This window comes from Vibrio sp. 10N.247.311.47, from assembly GCF_041467535.1.
GTDB lineage: Bacteria > Pseudomonadota > Gammaproteobacteria > Enterobacterales > Vibrionaceae > Vibrio > Vibrio crassostreae_C.
The window spans coordinates 35,944-56,696 of the sequence record NZ_JBFSUR010000028.1 but is presented as its reverse complement, the minus strand read 5'-3'; the positions used below and the strand labels follow the sequence as shown (position 1 = coordinate 56,696).

General features: G+C 45.5%; 16 protein-coding genes. 8 read left to right on the top strand and 8 right to left on the bottom strand.

The window, feature by feature from the left end:
- Positions 1 to 9: 9 nt before the first annotated feature.
- Together manA and AB6E51_RS17765 are read right to left on the bottom strand one after the other, a co-directional pair.
- Positions 10 to 1,227 (bottom strand): mannose-6-phosphate isomerase, class I, encoded by a 1,218-nt coding sequence (manA, locus tag AB6E51_RS17770; protein WP_102482195.1) that lies wholly within the window; start codon positions 1,225 to 1,227, stop codon positions 10 to 12.
- 148 nt (positions 1,228 to 1,375) lie between these two features.
- Positions 1,376 to 3,280 (bottom strand): fructose-specific PTS transporter subunit EIIC, encoded by a 1,905-nt coding sequence (locus AB6E51_RS17765; protein ID WP_102482193.1) that lies wholly within the window; start codon positions 3,278 to 3,280, stop codon positions 1,376 to 1,378.
- Between the two features lie 378 nt (positions 3,281 to 3,658).
- Here AB6E51_RS17765 and AB6E51_RS17760 point away from each other — a divergent pair, with 378 nt between their 5' ends.
- On the top strand, positions 3,659 to 4,498 hold the full coding sequence (locus AB6E51_RS17760) for a helix-turn-helix transcriptional regulator (RefSeq protein WP_102482194.1): 840 nt from the start codon (positions 3,659 to 3,661) through the stop codon (positions 4,496 to 4,498).
- Positions 4,499 to 5,063: 565 nt separating this feature from the next.
- Positions 5,064 to 6,842: a sodium:solute symporter family protein gene (locus AB6E51_RS17755; protein ID WP_372059073.1), complete on the top strand. Its 1,779-nt coding sequence runs from the start codon at positions 5,064 to 5,066 to the stop codon at positions 6,840 to 6,842.
- 149 nt (positions 6,843 to 6,991) lie between these two features.
- On the opposite strand, the gene AB6E51_RS17750 is transcribed toward AB6E51_RS17755, so the two are convergent.
- Together AB6E51_RS17750 and AB6E51_RS17745 are read right to left on the bottom strand one after the other, a co-directional pair.
- Positions 6,992 to 7,765 (bottom strand): PTS sugar transporter subunit IIA, encoded by a 774-nt coding sequence (locus AB6E51_RS17750; protein WP_102332223.1) that lies wholly within the window; start codon positions 7,763 to 7,765, stop codon positions 6,992 to 6,994.
- Between the two features lie 7 nt (positions 7,766 to 7,772).
- Entirely contained in the window at positions 7,773 to 8,075 is a 303-nt protein-coding gene (locus tag AB6E51_RS17745) for a PTS fructose transporter subunit IIB (RefSeq protein ID WP_017069788.1), read from the bottom strand.
- Positions 8,076 to 8,414: 339 nt separating this feature from the next.
- Here AB6E51_RS17745 and AB6E51_RS17740 point away from each other — a divergent pair, with 339 nt between their 5' ends.
- Complete coding sequence (locus AB6E51_RS17740; protein ID WP_372059075.1) at positions 8,415 to 10,280, top strand: fructose-specific PTS transporter subunit EIIC; 1,866 nt, start codon at positions 8,415 to 8,417, stop codon at positions 10,278 to 10,280.
- A gap of 124 nt (positions 10,281 to 10,404) precedes the next feature.
- On the opposite strand, the gene AB6E51_RS17735 is transcribed toward AB6E51_RS17740, so the two are convergent.
- Both AB6E51_RS17735 and AB6E51_RS17730 read right to left on the bottom strand, forming a co-directional pair.
- Entirely contained in the window at positions 10,405 to 10,989 is a 585-nt protein-coding gene (locus AB6E51_RS17735) for a TetR/AcrR family transcriptional regulator (protein ID WP_017076914.1), read from the bottom strand.
- Between the two features lie 139 nt (positions 10,990 to 11,128).
- The gene (locus tag AB6E51_RS17730) at positions 11,129 to 11,302 is read right to left on the bottom strand and encodes a hypothetical protein (RefSeq protein ID WP_017061661.1); all 174 of its coding nucleotides are present in this window, start codon (positions 11,300 to 11,302) and stop codon (positions 11,129 to 11,131) included.
- A gap of 495 nt (positions 11,303 to 11,797) precedes the next feature.
- Here AB6E51_RS17730 and AB6E51_RS17725 point away from each other — a divergent pair, with 495 nt between their 5' ends.
- A complete protein-coding gene (locus tag AB6E51_RS17725) occupies positions 11,798 to 13,777 on the top strand; it encodes a methyl-accepting chemotaxis protein (RefSeq protein WP_229648208.1) in 1,980 nt (659 codons plus the stop codon).
- A 121-nt stretch (positions 13,778 to 13,898) separates the two neighbouring features.
- Here the strand turns inward: AB6E51_RS17725 and AB6E51_RS17720 are convergent, their stop codons facing one another.
- A complete protein-coding gene (locus AB6E51_RS17720; protein WP_372059094.1) occupies positions 13,899 to 15,062 on the bottom strand; it encodes an amino acid permease in 1,164 nt (387 codons plus the stop codon).
- A gap of 490 nt (positions 15,063 to 15,552) precedes the next feature.
- Here AB6E51_RS17720 and AB6E51_RS17715 point away from each other — a divergent pair, with 490 nt between their 5' ends.
- The 3 genes from AB6E51_RS17715 to AB6E51_RS17705 all read left to right on the top strand — a co-directional run bounded on the left by AB6E51_RS17715 (position 15,553) and on the right by AB6E51_RS17705 (position 18,144).
- Positions 15,553 to 16,788: a MerR family transcriptional regulator gene (locus AB6E51_RS17715; protein WP_029235781.1), complete on the top strand. Its 1,236-nt coding sequence runs from the start codon at positions 15,553 to 15,555 to the stop codon at positions 16,786 to 16,788.
- The gene (locus tag AB6E51_RS17710) at positions 16,789 to 17,358 is read left to right on the top strand and encodes a GNAT family N-acetyltransferase (RefSeq protein ID WP_017064937.1); all 570 of its coding nucleotides are present in this window, start codon (positions 16,789 to 16,791) and stop codon (positions 17,356 to 17,358) included.
- Positions 17,359 to 17,595: 237 nt separating this feature from the next.
- The gene (locus AB6E51_RS17705; protein ID WP_017061666.1) at positions 17,596 to 18,144 is read left to right on the top strand and encodes a carboxymuconolactone decarboxylase family protein; all 549 of its coding nucleotides are present in this window, start codon (positions 17,596 to 17,598) and stop codon (positions 18,142 to 18,144) included.
- A gap of 114 nt (positions 18,145 to 18,258) precedes the next feature.
- Here AB6E51_RS17705 and AB6E51_RS17700 read toward each other — a convergent pair whose 3' ends face one another.
- Positions 18,259 to 19,686, bottom strand: a complete 1,428-nt coding sequence (locus tag AB6E51_RS17700; protein ID WP_372059078.1) for a PLP-dependent aminotransferase family protein — start codon at positions 19,684 to 19,686, stop codon at positions 18,259 to 18,261.
- A gap of 124 nt (positions 19,687 to 19,810) precedes the next feature.
- Here AB6E51_RS17700 and AB6E51_RS17695 point away from each other — a divergent pair, with 124 nt between their 5' ends.
- Positions 19,811 to 20,710, top strand: coding sequence for a DMT family transporter (locus AB6E51_RS17695; RefSeq protein ID WP_102429238.1), 900 nt, complete (start codon positions 19,811 to 19,813; stop codon positions 20,708 to 20,710).
- Positions 20,711 to 20,753: the final 43 nt, after the last annotated feature.

The following is a 20,753-nucleotide window of genomic DNA, read 5'->3' as shown; positions in this document are numbered from 1 at the left end:
GTGAGGGAACTAGCTGTAAGCGCGCGCTACGCGTCCAACGCAATCCAGTTTGTAACTCTCAGCATAAGCCGGAATGAATACCGACTGGCCTTTCTCTATTACGCAGGTTTCACCACATTGGTGAGTGAGCACCATAGACTCGTCGAGCGGAAGCAGGATCTCTGCCCCCTCAGTGGTGATCTTTCTCTGATGTGAATTCTGCACGATAGAGAACTTAAAATCCTCGACTGGAATTTGGTATTCCATCACATCACCTGGCTCTATCGGGCTTAGCAGCAATCTATCGGCAGGCTTTTCATTGAATTGAGTACAAGAGACTAATTCATGGATATCCATGTACTTAGGCGTCAACCCTGCGCGGAGTACATTGTCTGAATTCGCCATCACTTCTAAGCCCGTGCCTTTGATGTAAGCGTGAGGGGTTTCTGCATCCAGATACATGGCTTGCCCCGGCTTTAGCGTAATCACGTTCAATAGCAGCGGAGCAAACAGGCCGACATCACCTGGATACTGTTGCTCCAACTCTGAAATCAACTGGAACACGGGTGCATCAGAAAGCTTTGCCTTCATCAGTAACATGGTCAGCGCCATGCCTTTTTGTTCTCCTTGCAAAGACAATAAGCTCGCGAAGAAGCTGGCTAACCCATTGGGAGTTTGGTCGCCTGTTAGGTCATTGACCATCGATTGCAGCTCTGGAATATCCAGGTAGTGGAAGTGCTCAAGGATCTCGTTGATCGACCTAAAACCATTCATCGCCGTGTAGTCGGTTAGGGCATACACCAGTTCTGGTTTGTGGTTGGGATCCTTGTAGTTACGGTTGCCCGCTGTCATCGGAATGCCTTGCTGCTCTTCAAGAGCATAGCCAGATTCGGCTTGCTGCTTGTTCGGGTGTACTTGAACAGACAGTGCTTTCTCGGCAGCTAACACCTTAAACAGATACGGAAGTTCACCAAAACGGCTCGCGACTTTCTCGCTTAGAAACAGGTTTAGGTTCTTGGAAATAAGGTTCGACAACGTGGTCTGCTGCCCGTTGTCGTTCACCATTGAGCAGCCATTCGGGTGAGCGCCCATCCATATCTCCGCTTGCGGCTCACCTGATTGGTTATCAATACCAAACAGTTGGCTAAACGAAGAAGGGCTACCCCATGCGTAGTTTTGAATCACGTTAGTCATAGGGTAGAAAAAGCGTTGTACGAACGAGTCGTTCGCTAAAGAAAAATCAGACATCGAAATCACCATGAAGGGAAACATGGCTTGAGCTCTATTCGACTTACTCATTAGTAAAAAACTAGCAACTAAAAGTACTCGTTGCTAAAAGTATTAGCTACTAAAAAAAATAGGGTCGAAGGGCTCAAGCCATTGGAGTTGAAATGGCTTAAGCCGCTGCTGCTGTTAGCTTGGCTTTGCGTAGATTTTTAAGCGCGATACAAGTCACCGCAGTCACGCCCGCACCTGATGCCATGCATAGTAGTGCCAGCATTGGGTAGTTCATTGCACCGAGCAGAGCTACAACTGGGCCACCATGGGCAACGCTGTTGGTGATACCAAATGAGAACGCCATAACCGCTGCAGTCATTGAGCCAAGCACGTTGGCAGGGATAACCGACATTGGATCTTGAGCCGCGAAAGGAATCGCACCTTCAGAGATACCCACCAAGCCCATCGCACCAGCGGCTTTACCCGCTTCAATTTCAGAAGATTCGAACAGGTCGAACTTACGACCAAGTCTGGTTGCGATAGCCATGCCCAGTGGAGCCACAGGAATTGCACACGCCATTGCACCCATGAACTGAGTTTGACCGCTGGCAATCATGCCGACTGAGAATAGGAACGCCACCTTGTTGAATGGGCCTCCCATATCGAAACCAGCCATACCACCCAATACGATGCCAAGCAAAACCACGTTGCCTGTACTCATGCTCGTTAGCAGTGCAGTAAGCGCATCCATCAGCCCAGCGATAGGTGCACCGATAACAAAGATGAACAGACCCGCGATGAACAAAGAGCCAGTGATCGGAGCGATCATGATAGGCACAAGTGGTTGAACGAATTTGTGGTAGTTAAACGAAGTAATCCATTTAACGAAGTAACCCACTAATAGACCTGCGATGATTGCACCAATGAAGCCTGTACCTGCGTCAGCGCCATAGAAAGAACCGTTGTTAGCAATCCAGCCACCAATCAAGCCAGGGGTTAGGGCAGGGCGGTCGGCAATCGCGTAAGCAATGTAGCCAGCCAAGATTGGGATCATCAGCGTGAACGCAACCACACCGACTTCTAGAATTTGGTTCCACATGCTGCCAGCAGGAATCGCCATGCCAGACTCGCTTGGCTCGCCGCCAATAGCCAGTGCAAGCGCAATCAAAAGGCCGCCCGTCACCACGAATGGGATCATGTGTGATACGCCATTCATCAAGTAACGGTAAAGGTCAGAACGCGCTTGTGATGCTTTTTCGGCAACGGATTGGTTGGTCGGCGCTTGTTCAGCTTGATAACTTGGCGCGTTGAGAGCTTGTTTGATCAAGCTTTGTGCGTCTTTGATTGGCGCTTTTACGTTGGTGCTGATAACGCGTTTTCCGGCAAAGCGAGCCATGTCGACCTGTTTATCACAAGCCACCACAATCGCATCTGCGCGTTCGATCTCTTCTTGAGTCGGGCTGTTTTTAACGCCGATAGAGCCGTTAGTTTCGACCTTGATGTCGTAGCCAAGAGCCGCCGCGCCTTTCTCTAGCGCTTCGGCGGCTAAATACGTGTGTGCAACGCCAGCTGGGCAGCCAGTTACACCAATGATGAAGCCTTGTTTCTCAACGTTGGTTTCAATCTCTGACGGCTCAGGCTTGGCAAGCAGTAGCTCCAAAGCTTCTTGTTCAGATTGAGCATTCATGAAGCTTTCGATAAAGCCTTCTTCAATCAGTTTTGAAGAAAGCTCTGCCAGTACTTCGATGTGGTGATTATCGCCGCCATCAGGAGAGGCAATCATGAAAAATAGTTTTGATGGCTGACCGTCATCGGCGCCGTACTCGATACCCTGTTGATGGACACCGATAACAACCGCGGGTTTGATCACCGCGCTGCTTTTCGCGTGTGGCAGAGCAATACCTTCTTCAAATCCGGTATTGCCTTGTTCTTCTCTCGCCTTAATGTCGGCAAGAAACTGTGCTTTGTCTGAAATTCGGCCTTGTGCGTAAAGCACGTCTATTAGCTCTTTAAATACGTCTTCTTTTGAATTAGCGCTAAGCGAAAGCTTAATCAAATCTTGATTGATCAATGTCGTGATCATAATGAACCCCTACTCTGTTTTTATTTTGTTAGGGGTATTCTGGAATCTACGGCTTGCCTTCTGTAGTGAAGAAAAAATGCATTTACTGGATGATTGTTGCGTTATAAGTGGAGTGTGATTTTGATCGGTCGAACGGGCGTTTTTAGCCCTGTGTTGACAAGGTTTGTCGTGCTCTTAAGCTTTTATTTATAAGGGGTTCGGCGTGATTTGTTATCTGGGAAGTAACGTGACTTATCGGTTTCTCTACTGGAGATTTATTTCTACAACTGGATTTTTGTAACCTAGATCTCAAATTGTGATTTTGCTCAATAGCGCTATGTTTCAGTTACAGGTATATCTATTCCGGTAGCCTTATTGCTGCTTATAAGAGTTCGAATAATGATATTTCATGACTTAATCTCGTCGGTGTTAAATGAGCGAGAACCGTTTCATAACATCTGGTTTGCTGGAGATTTTCATACACCTTCAGCGTGCAGTTATCAGGTGAACTTTCCGCGCTTAGAGCTGGTGCTAGACGGAGAGTATATTAATGAAATGGAGAGTCATGATCGCAAGATCACTAACGTTATTGCCAAAGCCGGAGACGCTATTTTCATCCCACCCAACTGCTGGAATAAACCTAACTGGGATACTGACTGCTCGGTGTTGAGTATGTTGTTTGGTCGTCGTCAGCTGGGTTTAAGTTTGGTGAGTAAGCGCAAAGGGGAAGAGAGCTTTTATGATATTCAAAAGCACAGTATTCAGACTCGCTCTGGGTTTGCGATTGATAACATCTTGGAGGCGCTTAGCTCGTTAGCGAGAGAGAGCAACAAGCAGCCGATGGATGAGTTATTGCTGCAAGCTCTACTGCAATACAGTAAAATCATGCTGGAAGCGCCCGTAGAAAAATCTCATAGCCGAGTACAGGATGTGTATCAGGGGATTTGTATCTACATTCAAGAGAACTTCCACCGCCAAATCACCCGAGACAGCATTGCCTCACGCTTTAGCATTTCATCCAATCACTTGTCGCGAATGTTCCGTCAGCAAGGCCACATGACGCTAGCAGAGTACATTACCCGCGTGCGGGTCGATCGCGCTAAGTTCATGCTCAAAAAGTACAACTTCAAGCTCAATGAAGTGGCAGTGCGTTGTGGCTTTAAGGATGTGAACTACTTCTGTCGAGTGTTTAAGAATCGCACCGGAAGAACGCCGACCGAATATCGTGGCTCTATCTAATATCCCTTCAAATGACCTTTTCTGACCAGAGCGTATACGACCGAAATTTGTATGACTAGATCACCACAGTGAGCTCTGTGTTGTGGTGATCAATTTGCTTTGTGTTCTCCTCTGCCGTTTATTTCTACACCTTATTTCCCAACCTTATCTTTAGGCACGATTTCTATTTATCCCGTTTCACCAAATAACCCCAATTAATAACATTACGGGTTCGCTTTGCGAGTTGCTTATTATTTTTCGTTGCCTATTTATTGCATTAAACGTGTGAGAGTTGATGTATTAATGCGATGCATTTAATGAATGCTAAGTAAATTAAAAACCACTTATCGAGACGATAAAATCTTGTTATTGTTGTCCAGATTACTGATTGAAATGTTTTTAAGTTATTGATTTTAAATGTTTACTTTTCGTTAGATTGTTCTTTATTTACTAACGTGTAATTCATGCCTCGAAATCAAATATTCAGGTTTATACGCCCCATCACAACCTTGACTTATAATACTACAAATTAAAAATTCAATAGATAATATGCTCTTCAGATATTCATCATAAAGAAGACTTATACATGGAACTCAATACTCTGATCGTAGGAATTTATTTCCTTTTCCTTATCGCAATAGGTTGGATGTTTAGAACGTTCACCAGTACAACCAGTGACTATTTCCGCGGGGGCGGTAACATGCTTTGGTGGATGGTTGGCGCAACTGCGTTTATGACTCAGTTCAGTGCTTGGACCTTCACTGGCGCAGCGGGTAAAGCGTATGCCGATGGTATGGCTGTCGCGGTTATCTTCCTAGCGAACGCATTTGGTTACCTGATGAACTACCTGTACTTCGCTCCGAAATTCCGTCAACTACGCGTGGTAACGCCAATTGACGCGATTCGTATGCGTTTTGGTAGCTTCAACGAGCAAGTGTTTACTTGGTCTGGCATGCCGAACAGCATTGTTTCTGCGGGTATTTGGCTAAATGGCTTGGCGATTATCGCATCGGGCATCTTCGGCTTCGATATGACAACCACCATCGTTCTAACCGGTCTTGTCGTACTAGTGATGTCGGTAACGGGCGGTTCATGGGCGGTTATCGCGTCTGACTTCATGCAGATGGTTATCATCATGGCAGTAACCATAACGTGTGCAGCCGTGGCTATCGTGCAAGGTGGCGGCGTTACTGAAATCATCAACGATTTCCCTGTAGCAGAAGGCGCATCATTCGTTTCTGGTAACAACCTGAACTACGTAAGTATCTTCGGAATCTGGGCATTCTTCATCTTCTTCAAACAGTTCAGTATCACCAACAATATGTTGAACTCATATCGTTACCTAGCGGCAAAAGATTCAAAGAATGCGAAAAAAGCGGCTCTGTTAGCGTGTATTCTGATGACCATCGGTCCAATCATTTGGTTCATGCCACCTTGGTTTGTAGCTGGGCAAGGCATTGACCTTGCGGCGCACTATCCAGATGCAGGTTCTAAAGCAGGCGACTTCGCTTACCTTTACTTCGTAGAGCAATACATGCCAGCGGGTATGGTGGGGCTTCTAATCGCAGCAATGTTCGCAGCAACCATGTCTTCTATGGACTCAGGCTTAAACCGTAACTCAGGTATCTTTGTAATCAACTTCTACCAACCGATTCTTCGTCCAAACGCGACAGAGAAAGAATTGATGGTTGTATCTAAGTTGATGTCTTCGGTTTTCGGTGTCGCTATCATCCTTATCGCACTGTTTATCAATTCATTGAAAGGCTTGAGCTTGTTCGACACCATGATGTACGTAGGTGCATTAATCGGTTTCCCAATGACGATTCCAGCATTCTGTGGCTTCTTCATTAAGAAGACTCCGGACTGGGCAGGTTGGGGCACGTTAGTGGTTGGCGCGATTGTGTCTTACATCGTAGGCTTCGTGATTACCGCTGAAATGCTACAAAATTGGTTCAACCTAGAGCCGCTAACAGGTCGTGAATGGTCTGATTTGAAAGTAGCGGTAGGTCTGATTGCTCACTTAACGTTTACAGGCGGCTTCTTTATTCTTTCGACTTTGTTCTATAAACCACTGGAAGCGTCTCGTCAGAAAGATGTTGATACCTTCTTCACTAACCTATCGACGCCTTTGGTTTCTGAATCAACCGCGCAGAAGAAACTGGATAACAAACAACGTCACATGCTGGGTTCATTGATCGCAGTGTCTGGTGTAGCTGTGATGGCGATGTTTGCTCTACCAAACCCATTCTGGGGAAGAATGATGTTCGTACTGTGTGGCGGTATTGTGTTTATCGTTGGTCTACTGTTAGTGAAAGCTGTAGACGACTCGGTTGAGGATGCGAAACAAGCGAAAAAAACAGCTTAAGTAACTAAACCTACAAGATAAGCCATTTAGAATAGAACGGCTGAGCGTAATTGCTCAGCCGTTTTTTATTGTGTGAGCAATTGGGATTATAACCAATGGAATGAGTAACTTAGCTGACTAATAAATTGAACTTAAAAGGGTGAAATGAATTAAATCAGACGTGAAGAAATATACATTAGAAGAGCTTGTAGGTCGACACTGCTTCGAGTCTTTTGCAGACGTTCATTGACCTGATCGTGAAGGAGGTTTCGAGTTAGGTTGGTCGCCGCCACAATATGCTCTCGTTGTGGCTTGGTTGGTAAAACAAGAGCAATGGCTACATGCACTTCGCCAATACGTGATGCCCAGTCAATCGGGTCGTCACTGACAATAACGGCAATTGAGAGATCTTGAGTCGATTCAAACATCACATGCGGCAAGGCGATACCCGGTGACACACACGTAGACGAGCGTTCTTCTCGCTTAATGAATGCCAGAATTAGTTCATCTGGGTCTTCTGGATAAACAAGGTGAGCGAGCCCTTTTAAGCACTCAAATTTGGTCAGTTGGGTTTGCGCCTTAGCGTGGTGCCATTTGATGTCACAAGGCGGGCATATTTGTGGCATTCGCTGGATTAAATCTTTAGAGAATTCATGGTTCACTTGTGACCCAACCATGTCGTAATGCTCAGCAATTACATCTTTGAGAACGAAACAGACCAGCTCCGCATCAATCCCAACCGCGGTTATCTGACACAAGTCACCACGAAGTAAACCTACTTGCAGCATCGCGACGGATTTGGATAGATCAGCGGTTCGATTTTGAGTGATGTTGATAATGCGGATGTTGCTTTTGAACTTCTTCGCTAAGCGAGTCAGCGGCTGCGCGACATGTGAGTTTGCGGCAGGATCGTTAACGAAGAAGGTAATCTGATATTCGTTCATGAAAAGTTTAAGTTCGACAATGCTTAATAAAGACTTTATCGACACTCAACAACACCTCTTCCATGGGAATGAATAAGGTTTTAGCTGGGTCGAACCGGCTTGGTTGTTCAATATCGATATCAGATACGATTAATACTTTGTCTGCGAGAGTAATATCTTGGGCGGTCAGTAAGTTTTCAATACCCATAGCGCCTTGCGTCTCAACCTTGATTGAAACGTTGAACTTAGGGGCTGTTTTATTTAGAGCATCAGCTGCCATGTAGGTGTGCGCAATGCCTGTAGGGCACGCAGTTACCGCTACAATTCTCATTATTATTCTCGGCTTAATCTCGTCCCTGTTACGTTACATAAGCTACCTTTCAGAAGTTACCTTGGAAAAGCTATCTTGCATGGGAACTCCAGTATGGAAAGCTCGCATGGCGGAGGGACGATATTGTTATGGGTTCTGTGGATTTTATGGATTGGCGTTTTTTATTCCAAGGTGAAAGTCACACTCTGAGTTCTTGGTTACAATAATCCAGTTAATGCACCTTTCGTCCTATATATTGAGTGCCTTCACACCGTTAATCTTTTCATCTTATTAACCTTATCACTTTGGTTAACAGACACTAATTACTTCAGTCTGAAATCAGGCGAGGCAGAGCAGCATATGGATATCACCAACATTATCGAGCCCGAGATCATCTGCTTAGATTTACAAGCAGACTCAAAACAGGCGGTATTTGAAGAGCTTGTTGAACTGCTCGACCGTGCCGGTAAGCTCTCCAATAAACGTGAATTCCTTGATGATATCTGGAAGCGTGAAGCCATCGGTAATACAGGTTTTGACGATGGTATTGCGATTCCACACGCGAAAAGTACTGCCGTAGCTAAACCTGCTGTGGCGGTAGGTATCAGCCGTTCTGGCATCGATTATGGCGCAGACGGCGGCGAGCTGTCGGATGTGTTCTTTATGCTCGCTTCTCCCGATAACCACGACGACCACCATATCGAGGTACTAGCTCAGATTTCGACCAGACTTATCGAAGATGGCTTTGTTACAAAATTAAAGGCGGTGGAGTCGGTCGAGGAAGCTCAAGAGCTATTTCTCGAAGCCAATTTAGAATCGTTCGATAGTTACGCCTCTAGCCATCATGAAGTGTATGTCGAGCCACTCAGCCCTTGGGCACAATCTCTTAATCGCCTTAAAGAACACTTGTTATACGGCACCTCACACATGATTCCATTCGTGGTCGCGGGTGGTGTGCTTTTGTCTTTGTCGGTAATGATGTCGGGTCATGGCGCTGTGCCTGAGAGCGGCGTTCTGGCTGACATCGCGCAAATGGGCATCGCGGGGCTAACCCTGTTTACTGCGGTACTCGGTGGTTACATCGCGTATTCGATGGCTGACAAACCGGGTTTAGCGCCCGGAATGATCGGCTCTTGGGTCGCGGTCAATCAATACAACACCGGATTCCTCGGTGCGATAGTGGTCGGTTTCTTCGCGGGCTTTGTGGTTAATCTACTTAAGAAGATCAAGCTGCCAGACAGCATGATCTCGCTGAGCTCGATCTTCATCTATCCACTAGTCGGCACCTTTGTTACCTGTGGTGCGGTGATGTGGGTGATTGGTTCTCCTATTGCCCAAGTGATGCTAGAGATGAACCAAATGCTGACTGGCATGGCAGGCTCAGGAAAAGTGGTGTTGGGTAGCATTTTGGGTGCGATGACGGCCTTTGATATGGGTGGCCCGATCAATAAGGTCGCAACGCTTTTTGCTCAAACGCAGGTGAATACCCAGCCATGGTTGATGGGCGGCGTCGGGATAGCAATTTGTACACCGCCATTAGGCATGGCTCTTGCCACTTTTATATCACCTAAGAAGTTCAAACGAGACGAACGAGAAGCCGGAAAAGCCGCAGGCATCATGGGAATGATTGGCATCAGTGAAGGCGCGATTCCTTTTGCCGCCGCCGATCCTGCGCGCGTTCTGCCTGCTGTTGTTGCTGGTGGCGTAGTTGGTAACGTGGTCGGCTTTATGTTCCATGTGGTCAACCACGCGCCATGGGGTGGCTGGATTGTGTTGCCTGTGGTGGATGGCAAGATTGGCTATATCGTCGGCACGCTCGCAGGGGCTCTTACCACGGCTTTAATTGTGATATTGCTGAAAAAGAACGTGGTCGAAGGCGAAGCGAATTCTAATCAGTTCACGGGTGGCTCGGTAACGGAAGAGGGGCAAGCGGATGTACTCGCGATCACTTCTTGTCCGTCTGGTGTTGCCCACACTTTCCTAGCGGCTAAGTCTTTGGAAAAGGCGGCGCATCATCTTGGGGTTCGGATTAAAGTCGAAACACAAGGTGCCAATGGAATAGGTAATCGCATCACACCGAAAGACATTGAAAGGGCGAGGCTGGTGATCTTTGCTCACGACGTGGCGATTAAAGAAGTAGAACGCTTTGCGAACGTGAAAACCTTAGATGTCAGTACTAAGGAAGCGATGCTTAATGCGCAAGCGTTGATCATGAGAAAGGTGTAATCCTTAAACCGCAAAGTTTATCATCTATAAAGTTAACTAGATCAAAACTAAAAAGACTCCGCTCAGACCTGTTAAGGCGAAAGTGGAGTCTTTTTGTATTGTGCCCAATCTATAAGGTCAGACGCTAAAAAGGGTGGTACTTAAATACGTCTTCGACCATTGAGTTGAGCAAATCGATATCGTCACAGGTTTTGGCGTAAGTACGCAGGCCTGCGATCTGAACCTGAACATGACGAGCAAGTTGAGTAGGCTCGCGCTCTTTGCTGATCTCACCCAGTTCTTGTGATTCTGCAATCAGCTTGGCGAACTCACCTTCCATTATCTTAAGTGACTTCTTCGCTTCTGCTAACAATTCTGCGTGTTCATCAGTCAGTTCTGCGACCGTTTTAGCCAGCATACACATGCCATTTGGCGAACTTTGTTTCGATTCGACAACGGCGCGTTTTACGAAATTTTCGAGCGCTTTGATCGGCGATTCGGTTTCACTGCGAAAGCGGTTTAGATTGAGGATGCCAAGTTCGGTATAGCGAGCCAATGTCTCTTTAAACAAGCCTTCTTTGCTGCCGAACGTCGCGTAGATGCTGCCCGGACGCATATCAATCACGTCTTGCAGGTTACGCATAGAAGTCGCATGAAAGCCCTTTTCCCAATACAGGTTCGTTGCTTTATCTACTACATCTTGTCTATCGAACTTCGCAGTCTTGGCCATAACATCTACTTCATTAATCTGAACATATGTTCAATATTTTATGCTGAACGCCCGTTCTAGTAAAGGTGTGTTTAGCTGCTTTGCGCAGGCTTAGAACATCAAAGAGTTAATAAAACATCCAGATCATCAGGAAATAATCTTAATCATCAATAACTTCTACGGTCTTGTGCTGAGCGCCGTAGTAGGTTCCTTCATCGATGGTGTACATCAATGTTGCTTCGCACTCTGGACAATCGAATTCCTCATTGGGTTCAATAGCCGCTTCTTCTACCCATTCCCAACCGATATGTTCTTCGCAAGCGGGACAGTCCATAAAATATCTCTCAGTTATTGTCGCATATTTATTGCGAATCTCTACTTTAATAATTCGGCATTATACATATTTAGTTAACGAGGAATAGACAGTTAATCAGCGCAGAATAGGGAGTTGATTAGTTGTGAATCAATCGCTGGTGAGCGTTGAATCTATAGTTAGTTCTGAATAGATTGTTTTCTCTGAGCACATAATTGGTGCAGGCCTACCCCTTTTGGGTAGTTAAAGTGTGTCAGATTTCAGTCGCTTACGTCAATAAAATGTTGTCGCATGTGTTTTGGGTATCGTTAGGTCGCTTAGCTAACAGTTTTATCGGCAAATCAATGAATTTTGTAAGGTTAAATGTTACCTTCATCGCATCGCGATCTGTGTGGCACGGTAATTGATGCACATTGATCAAGTTGAATAATTATACAGTCACAATTGAGGCGCATCTTATTAAGGGTGTGCGAGTTAGATGACTGAAAAGATATGTTAGCTGCTAGGGAAATGATAATGAAATTAACCGATATGTCTTTTAAGCAAAAAATCATCGCTTTGCTTATTTTACCGATCTTGGGATTTCTATGGCTTAGCGTTTCTGCGATTTCAAAAGGCGTAGAAACCACCAGTGAATTGTCTTCATTAAACCAACTTACCCGTTTGTCGGTTGTGTACAGTGAACTTGTGCATGAGTTACAAAAAGAGCGTGGAATGACGGCTGGGTTTATCGGCTCACAGGGCACTAAGTTTGTCAGTGAACTACGTGCACAAAGAGCCAGTGCAGATAATAGACGTAATCTGAAAACCGAATACTGGCAATCTGCTGAAATCGATTTACCGCAGATCACTCGGCTGAACACTGAAATAAGCCAAAGCCTAAATCAAATCACTTCTATTCGTAATCGAGTGGATTCTCAATCGATTCCTCTGTCTGAAGCTTTGGGTTACTACACCCAACTTAATGCAAAGCTGCTGAGCGTATCGGCGTTAATTGCTGAGCTTAGCTCTGATGCTGCCATCACCACTGAAACCATCGCTTACTACAACTTTTTACAAGGTAAAGAGCGAGCGGGTATCGAGCGTGCTGTCCTAAATAATACCTTCTCTAAAAATGAATTTGGCCCAGGCATGTTGGTTAAATTCATCTCTTTGGTGACTGAGCAAAATACCTATTTCTCAAACTTTGAGGTATTGAGTAACCCAGCTAACGTTCGTTTCTTTGAACAGCAATTGAATGATCGTTCGGTGGCAGAAGTAGAAAAGCTTCGTGGTTTGGCTGAATCTAAGATGAGCGGTTTTGATGTTGATCCTGTGTACTGGTTCTCGCAATCTACCGCTCGTATTGTTCAGCTAAAGAAAACAGAAAACCACCTAGCAGAGTCGCTTATCGCACTGACAGAGAAAAAAATGTCAGAGGCGCAGTCTGCGATGATGATGAGTATTGGTCTGTTTGCTTTGATAACCTTGTTCGCGACCTTCGTGAGCTATAAGGCGATCAGCGACCTGACGATGAGAGTAAAAGATCTTACAGTGATGTTGTCTAAGGTTCGTAATGACAACGACTTAACAGTTCGCGCTAAGTTCGTTGGCAACAGCGAGCTTGGACAGATCTCTTCGGCACTCAACGAAACGCTAGAGAAGTTTTCAAACGTTATCGACAACCTGTCTCAGTCGAGTCTGACCTTAGCTTCAGCCGCTGAAGAAACCTCACAAACCTGTCACTACAATTCGAACACGCTAGTGCAACAACAAGACCAAATTGGCTTGGTTGCGACGGCGACAGAAGAGTTATCAGCAACGGTAAATGAGGTGGCGGCTAAAACTCAGCAGACAGCAAGTTCCGCTAAACTGGTCGATGAGCAGTCTCAAGAAGGTTTGAGTACGGTTCAAAACTCTTACCACTCTATCGAAAAACTGGCATCTGAAATTAATGATCTAGCGGAAAAGATCACGCACTTACACGAGAGCAGTAATAACATCAACAGTGTGATTGATGTGATTAAGTCCGTCGCTGAACAGACTAACTTGTTAGCATTGAACGCGGCAATTGAAGCGGCAAGAGCGGGTGAGCAAGGTCGTGGATTTGCGGTAGTGGCTGATGAAGTTCGCACGTTAGCACAGCGTACTCAGCAGTCGACAGCTGAAATTGAAGGTTTCATCAGCTCGTTACAGTCTGATGTGCAAACCGCGTTTAATGTAATTGATAACAGTCAGAAGATGTCGTCTAAAGCGGTTGAGGATTCAAAAGAGGTGGAACACACCTTACAAGGTATCTCAGCATCGGTGAGCGAGATCTTTAGCATGACTGAGCAGATCGCAACCGCTACCGAAGAGCAAGCGGTAGTGACTCAAGATATTGCTCAAAACGTCATGGCAGTAGAGCAGAAGTCGACAGAATCTACGACAGGTGCAACGCAAATAGCTGCAACAGCCAAAGAACAAGCTCAGTTAGCAGCTTCATTGAAAGATATTGCGAGTACGTTTAAGAGCTAACTAGCAAGCACTCCAATAAGAAGTAAAATGCCCGTTAGTCTCTACTTTTAATAGCAGGACTAACGGGCTATTTGTATCTGCTGTCTTCTAAATGGCAACAGATAGTCCATTCAATGGGGATCTACCCCATAAACCAAGACACGAAAATCAACGCACCAAAACCAAATGTCGCCATTAATGCCGTGTCGCCACCGGCTGCTGTGTAGCTGCCTTCGGTTTGTAGGTGAGGGAAGTCAGGTCTGCGAACCTTAACTACCATTGCGAGTGGGCCCCAGATAGCTAGGAACACCAGGACCATGCCTGCATAGTCCAGCATGCTTACAAACTGGCTAGCGAACAGCTCAGCTAATACCAAAGGTAAGATGAAGGTTAGCGCATAAGCCAACGCTTTGTTGTTGGTCACCGCATCTTTGTTTTGGTCGTAAAGCGCCATCGACACGCCGAGGAAAGAAGTCACCAAGGCCAGAGCAGAGAACAGAGCGATCACCACTTTCAACCAAGCAGATTGGCCGCTGAACGCAGAGATCAACTCAGAGATATTGTGGAACTGGCTTATCGCGTCTGTGCCAAGGTTGCCGATAATCGCGAATAACCAAGTTAGGTAGCAAATTAATGGAATCACTGAGCCTAGCAGAATCATATTGCGGATCTGCTTTTGAGTTGCTTCACGGTTGTAGATAACCAGTGACGGGATCACCACCATAGAGGCAAAGCTAGTAAAGATAACTGCGCTGTATTGCACCACGTCGTTGGCCGTGTATTGGCTGGTTTGAGTTAGGTAATCAAGGCGAATGTTGCTAAATAATGACGCGATAACGATAAACAGCATCACGACCATCAAGATGAATAGCCCGCGATTCAGTTTGTCGATATAAGACTTGCCCGAGACGACGATAGCACCCATCAATAGGCTGAAAATGGTATACGCAACGGATGCTGATACATCGACACCAACGTCGAGCAGTAGCTTATGAATGATGTCACCGACACCCAAGATATAAGCGATCAATATGCATACTAGCAACAGGTAAAAGAGTGCATTGATAAAGTGTTTACCTTTGCTGCCCAGAGTGAGGTAAGCAACACTGCTCATGCCACTGTTGTCTTTAGTTTTAGTGCATGCTTCTGCCAGGAGGAGTGCAGAGTATGTGGTGCCGATAAAGATAAGTAGCATCAGCACTGAGCTGATCATGAAGCCAAATTGGGCCAACACCATGGGAATAGCGAGCATGCCAGCCCCTAATGCAGTTCCTGACAGAATCAAAGAACTGCCGAATAATTTCATATTCAAGAAAAACAACCTCAAGCGATCCAATTAAATTTTGTTTGGATTGTAAATAATTGTTTCCAAGACTAACAAAATACTCAGTAAAGTTAGGGGTTAATTTCTAATAAATTTTGAATTTTTCTAAAAAATTTAAGCAGGAATTTCTGGTGTATATGTGTGGTTGATTTAAGTATTCACTCGGTGAGTTTATTTATCGTTTAGTTAACGTTCGTCCATTATTGAATGATTTAGAAATTGGCAAAATTCAGTTAAAAAGAAGTATGTTTATGAGCTAATTGTTTTCAATTCATCAAGTTTAATACTTCTCCTTTCCTGAATCCCGTTCAGGCAATGTCGATGACTAACCGTTCTATGGGTAAAAGACACGCTCAGATCGCTTTATCAATTTGAAGGTAAATAGGTAAAGAACGAGAAAAGTGTCGAAAATTCTGTTGACCTGATTACAACTTCATAGTTTATCTTTACTACTGAAATGAGGGAGAAGTGGATGTATCGCATATCTGAATTAGCGGAGCTCGTTGGCCTGAGCCGTTCAACGCTTTTGTACTATGGAAAGTTGGGTTTGATAGAAGCTCAACGCACCAATAATGGTTATCGAAGTTATTCCGAACGCGACTTGCAGCGTGTGAAATTGTTGCAGCAGTTACAAGCGGGTGGACTGACGTTGAAAGAGTGTCAGGCGTGTTTGGATGCCAAGGTTGACCGCTCCTTGTTACAAAACCGACTCGAACAATTGGACGAAGAGATCGCTCAGAAACAGCGTTCGAGAGATCTTTTATCGGCCTTGTTAGGCGAGAGTGGTTTGCAAGATTGGCATGAATCGATGGACAAGGTGGCGCCTGATGCGCATCTCGATTGGCTCATTAAGCAAGGCTTTGATGAGAAGCAAGCACTGCGACTGAAATGGCTTTCAAAAGACATGAACGATCATGACCAGTACATGGCGGATTTTGAGGTGATCTTTGAGGGTTTACAGCGTTTAGGGCCAGGAACAGCGGAAGATACTTTAGCGGCGTTGGTACACGTTTCGGTTTCTCCTAAACGTGTGCTTGAGATCGGTTGTGGTAAAGGTATTGCCACCTCTGTGTTAGCGAAAGCCTTAGTAGAACATCAAGTGGATGTGCAAATAACGGCGGTAGATAATGATCAACCGAGTTTAGATGTTCTGACTCAGCAAGCACAGGTTCTTGGCTTAGAAAGCAACGTCAAAACCGTATGCGCGAGCATGATGGATCTGCCGTTTGAAGCTAAGTCGTTTGACCTAATTTGGTCGGAAGGCAGCGCTTACATCATGGGTGTTGAAAAGGCGCTAAAGCAGTGGCGAAATTTACTCAGTGATGACGGCATATTGGTCGTTAATGATTTGGTGTGGAATACCGAACAACCTAACGAATCGAGCAAAGCGTTCTGGCAGAAAGAGTACCCGGACATGACGACGGTTTCCGAGCGTATTAAACAGGCAAAAGCAGCGGGTTATGAAGTTTTGGATCACTTTGCAATGAGTGACGCTGGTTGGCTTGCGTATTACCAGCCCTTTCAAAAGCGAATAGAAGCGCTTAAAGCAACGATGCCGAACTCAAAAGCGCTCGTCGATTGCGACAATGAAGTTAAACAATTTTTCGATAGCAGCACATCAAAGAACGGTTGGGGTCAAGAGCCTTCGAAAGGTTCTGAACAACGTGATTTTGATTATCAGTTCTTTGTGCTCAAGAAATTAAAGTAAATGAGTAACACCATGAAATTTAGGCAATATAATTCAAATGAAATCGAAACGATCACTCAAGTTTTCACTCAAACCTTTACGGATTCAGAAGGTGAGAACGAAGGTAAAACTTTGGGTGAGCTTGCCAACGATCTTTTAACGACCACAGCTCCGACAGAGCTATTTTGCTTTGTTGTTGAAGATGATTCTAGTGAGTCGGATGCGGATAGTACGATTGTAGGCTCGATTATCTTTACGTCGCTTTCATTTGACGATGAAACCAAGGCATATTTGCTTTCGCCAGTCGCGGTGAGCACTCAGGTGCAAAAGCGTGGTATTGGTCAGCGCCTGATTAACTCCGGTTTGCAGCTCCTAAAAGAGCAGGGTATTGAGCTTGCAGTGACGTACGGTGATCCTAACTACTATTCAAAAGTGGGCTTTGAGCAAATTACCGTTGAGCAAGTCCCTGCGCCCTTTGAATTGAGTTTCTCTCACGGTTGGTTGGCTCAATCGTTGACTGGTGGTGAAATTAAAGTAACAAGTGGCAAGTCGAGCTGTGTTAAAGGCTTGGCCCACGCAGAATATTGGTAGCCGCTTGCAAAAAAATTGAGAAAAAGAGAAAGCCCATCAGGTGTTTGCCTGTTGGGCTTTCTTGTTATGAACGAAGACATTCTTCTGGCTTCAATGTATAAATTGAACAACTGTTCAAAATAACACTTGAACGATCGTTCTTGTTTGATCTATATTGTTTTTACACCAACGGAGAACATTCATTAATTGCTCCGTGATTGAATAACTTTAGAACCGAAAATTGATAGGGATAGAGCAATGAGCAACTTCAAAATTCACTCAGTAGAATCCGCGCCAGAGCAAAGCCAACCTATTCTTGAGGGCGCTAAAAAGCAGATGGGCAGAGTGCCGGGCTTGTTTGGTGTGTTGGCTGAATCTCCAAACACACTTAAGGCTTACACTCAGCTTCATCAGGCGTTTAGTGACTCATCTTTCGATGCTGAAGAGCTAACGGTTGTTTGGCAAACCATCAACGTTGAACACGAGTGTCATTACTGTGTTCCTGCTCATACTGGCATTGCACATTCAATGAAGGTTGATCCTGCAATCACCGAAGCACTGCGTAATCGCACAGCTTTACCCACTGAAAAGCTGCAAGCCCTGCATGATTTTACGCTGAGCATGGTACGTAACCGCGGCAATGTGCCTGAAAGTGAAATGGCAGCATTTTTCGAAGCGGGCTACGGTCAGCAACAAGTGCTAGAAGTGATTCTTGGCCTGTCTCAGAAAGTGATCAGTAATTACGTAAACCACGTTGCTAAAACGCCAGTCGACAAAGTTTTTGAACAGTTCGCTTGGCAAGGGTAATCGTATTTAACTAACCATCGTATTTAAGCAACTCAAGATATGATAATGATGAAAGCCCCACTCAGTTGAATGGGGCTTTGTTGTTTTGGTCTAAATGGTAATTAGAAAGGTAACCTAACGCACGTGCTTAGCGATTATTTTCGCTAGTGTCACAACCCCTTCTTTCCACTCTTTGCTCTCTTCAATGTTGGCAACAGTAAAGCGCAAGCAGTGTTTATATTGGTCGTTGGTGCCAAATACTGTTCCGGGTAAAATCCCCAACTTATGCTTTAAACAGTCTTGATAGACCGCGTAGCTATCGACCGATTCAGGCAGTGTTATCCAGTTTAAAAAAGAGCCTTCCGGTTTTGATAGGTGGTATTGCCCGACAAGGTGTGGGTGGCTATCTAGTGCTTGTATTAACAGGCTTTGGAATTGCTTTTGGTTGGTTTGGTAGAGCCGTTTCATTTTGGATAAGTGGCTGCGATATTTACCGGTAGTGAGGAATTGCCCCACCGCGGATTGCATCAGGTTTGAGCTGCCCATGTTGTCGCATAAAAGGTACTTTTCGACTAAAGGCTGGTAGCGACCCGATAGTAACCAGCCGATTCGCAAGCGTGAGTCTAAGGTTTTAGACAGTGAGTTGACGTAGATGACTCTATCTTGATCATCAAGCCCTTTGAGGCTAGCGATTGGTGTATCGAATGCCAAGCTACCGAACACATCGTCTTCGATAATTGGCAAAGATCCGGTGATCTCCAGTAATGCTTTTCGATTCGCCAATGGCATCCGTGAACCGGTTGGATTAGTAAAGTTTGGCGTTAGCAGTAAGGTTTTCACTTCCCATTTGTCCAACGCACTCTGTAGGGATGGTATATCAATACCGTGGCTAACGCTGCTTGGGATTTCAAGGGCTTGCAATCCAAGTGATTCAAGTAAAAGTAGATTACCGAAATAACAGGGCGACTCGACCGCCACGATGTCGCCGGGCTTGGTGAGCGCACGCAAAGCTAGACTGATCGCCTGTTGAGCACCATGAGTAATTGCAATCTCTTTCGAGCCCGCAGGCACACCAAGATCATGAGTGATCTTTAACAATTGCTTTACTAATTGCTCGTCGCCGGGGGGTAGTTGGTAATAACCGGGAAGCTGAGTTTGTAATCGACTGTGACGGCCAATCTCGGCATACAAGCTACGAATCGCAGGATTGTTGATGTTCGGGTGCGCGGAGCCTGCCAACAGTTTCAGGCGACCTTTTGGACGAGAGAGTACCGATTTGGTGACAGACAACAGATCGACTTTTTGAGGTTGGCTTGATGCATCCCAGCTGGTGGTGTTCGGTGCTTTCACGCGATAGCCAGATTTAGGTACTGAATAAACCCAGCCTGTGGCTTCCAGTTCTTGATAGGCGCGAATTACGGTATTTTTGCTTACGCCAAGCTGTTCGCTTAACTGGCGGATCGAGGGAAGGCGATCGTCTGGATGAAAGAGCCCCTTATCGATCTGAGCCTTAATATGTTGTTCGGTAGCAAGGTATTTATTGCCGCTGAGTTCTGCTTCCACGTGTTTCTCCCTCGTTGCACACTCTCAATCTGTAACCATTTAAAGTGTTATATCTGTATCTTTATTAGTTATCTGTACCCAACTAAGGTAACAGCATTGATGAAGAGTTGACCAGAGGTTTGTAATGCTGATTAAAATGATTCCGTTTGTGTTTGTAATATTGTGGTCGTCAGGTTTTGTCGGCGCACGTCTTGGTGTTGAATATGCCGAACCCGCAACATTACTTTCATTGAGGATGGTAGCCAACGTGGCGCTGTTCTTGGTTTTGATTGCAATCCTTAAGCGTCGTATTCCTCGTGGTCGAGCATTCTTCCACGCAAGTGTGGTTGGCATCTTGATTCATGGTTTCTACCTTGGTGGCACCTATCTGGCGATTGATATAGGTATGCCCGCCGGGTTGAGTTCTCTACTTGTTGGCTTACAACCGATTCTTACCGCATTGATTATGATCAGCTGTACTTCGCAGCGTTTTAATTTTGCACAGTGGTTGGGGTTAGCGCTTGGTTTTGCGGGTATTAGTTTGGTGTTGATGGGCAATATTGAATGGCAGTCAGACGACCAAAAAGGCTTGGCAACGTTATTGTGTTTGGTTTCTTTGGTGGGTATTACCTGCGGCACTTTGTATCAGAAGCGCTTCTGTCAGGGGACAGATATGGTCGGCGGTGCGATGGTGCAATATTTGGCTTCTGCCGCGTTGTTTCTGCCGTTCGCAATGCGTTACGAAACTATGCAAGTAAACTGGACGATAGAATTCACGTTGACTCTAATTTGGCTGGTGGTCGTTCTGTCTTGTGTTGCCATCCTATTGTTGCTTTACATGGTAGAGCACGGTGCATCTTCAAGTGTGGCTTCGGTCTTTTACTTGGTGCCACCGACGACAGCAATCCAAGCGTGGCTTATTTTCGGTGAGTCGTTCGACATGTATGGCGCGATGGGCTTTGCCTTGTCTGCTGCGGCGGTTTATTTGGTGGTGAAAAAGCCTGAGTTAATTAAGGCTCGTAGGCGAACAGTGTTAGAGCGGTAGTTTGTATACCAAACTCATCCTACTAAAAATCGATGACTAGAAA

Bases quoted from the DNA above. Each gene is read 5' to 3' on its own strand.
- manA (WP_102482195.1), bottom strand. From the start codon at position 1,227: ATGTCTGATTTTTCTTTAGCGAACGACTCGTTCGTACAACGCTTTTTC.
- AB6E51_RS17765 (WP_102482193.1), bottom strand. From the start codon at position 3,280: ATGATCACGACATTGATCAATCAAGATTTGATTAAGCTTTCGCTTAGC.
- AB6E51_RS17760 (WP_102482194.1), top strand. From the start codon at position 3,659: ATGATATTTCATGACTTAATCTCGTCGGTGTTAAATGAGCGAGAACCG.
- AB6E51_RS17755 (WP_372059073.1), top strand. From the start codon at position 5,064: ATGGAACTCAATACTCTGATCGTAGGAATTTATTTCCTTTTCCTTATC.
- AB6E51_RS17750 (WP_102332223.1), bottom strand. From the start codon at position 7,765: ATGAACGAATATCAGATTACCTTCTTCGTTAACGATCCTGCCGCAAAC.
- AB6E51_RS17745 (WP_017069788.1), bottom strand. From the start codon at position 8,075: ATGAGAATTGTAGCGGTAACTGCGTGCCCTACAGGCATTGCGCACACC.
- AB6E51_RS17740 (WP_372059075.1), top strand. From the start codon at position 8,415: ATGGATATCACCAACATTATCGAGCCCGAGATCATCTGCTTAGATTTA.
- AB6E51_RS17735 (WP_017076914.1), bottom strand. From the start codon at position 10,989: ATGGCCAAGACTGCGAAGTTCGATAGACAAGATGTAGTAGATAAAGCA.
- AB6E51_RS17730 (WP_017061661.1), bottom strand. From the start codon at position 11,302: ATGGACTGTCCCGCTTGCGAAGAACATATCGGTTGGGAATGGGTAGAA.
- AB6E51_RS17725 (WP_229648208.1), top strand. From the start codon at position 11,798: ATGAAATTAACCGATATGTCTTTTAAGCAAAAAATCATCGCTTTGCTT.
- AB6E51_RS17720 (WP_372059094.1), bottom strand. From the start codon at position 15,062: ATGAAATTATTCGGCAGTTCTTTGATTCTGTCAGGAACTGCATTAGGG.
- AB6E51_RS17715 (WP_029235781.1), top strand. From the start codon at position 15,553: ATGTATCGCATATCTGAATTAGCGGAGCTCGTTGGCCTGAGCCGTTCA.
- AB6E51_RS17710 (WP_017064937.1), top strand. From the start codon at position 16,789: ATGAGTAACACCATGAAATTTAGGCAATATAATTCAAATGAAATCGAA.
- AB6E51_RS17705 (WP_017061666.1), top strand. From the start codon at position 17,596: ATGAGCAACTTCAAAATTCACTCAGTAGAATCCGCGCCAGAGCAAAGC.
- AB6E51_RS17695 (WP_102429238.1), top strand. From the start codon at position 19,811: ATGCTGATTAAAATGATTCCGTTTGTGTTTGTAATATTGTGGTCGTCA.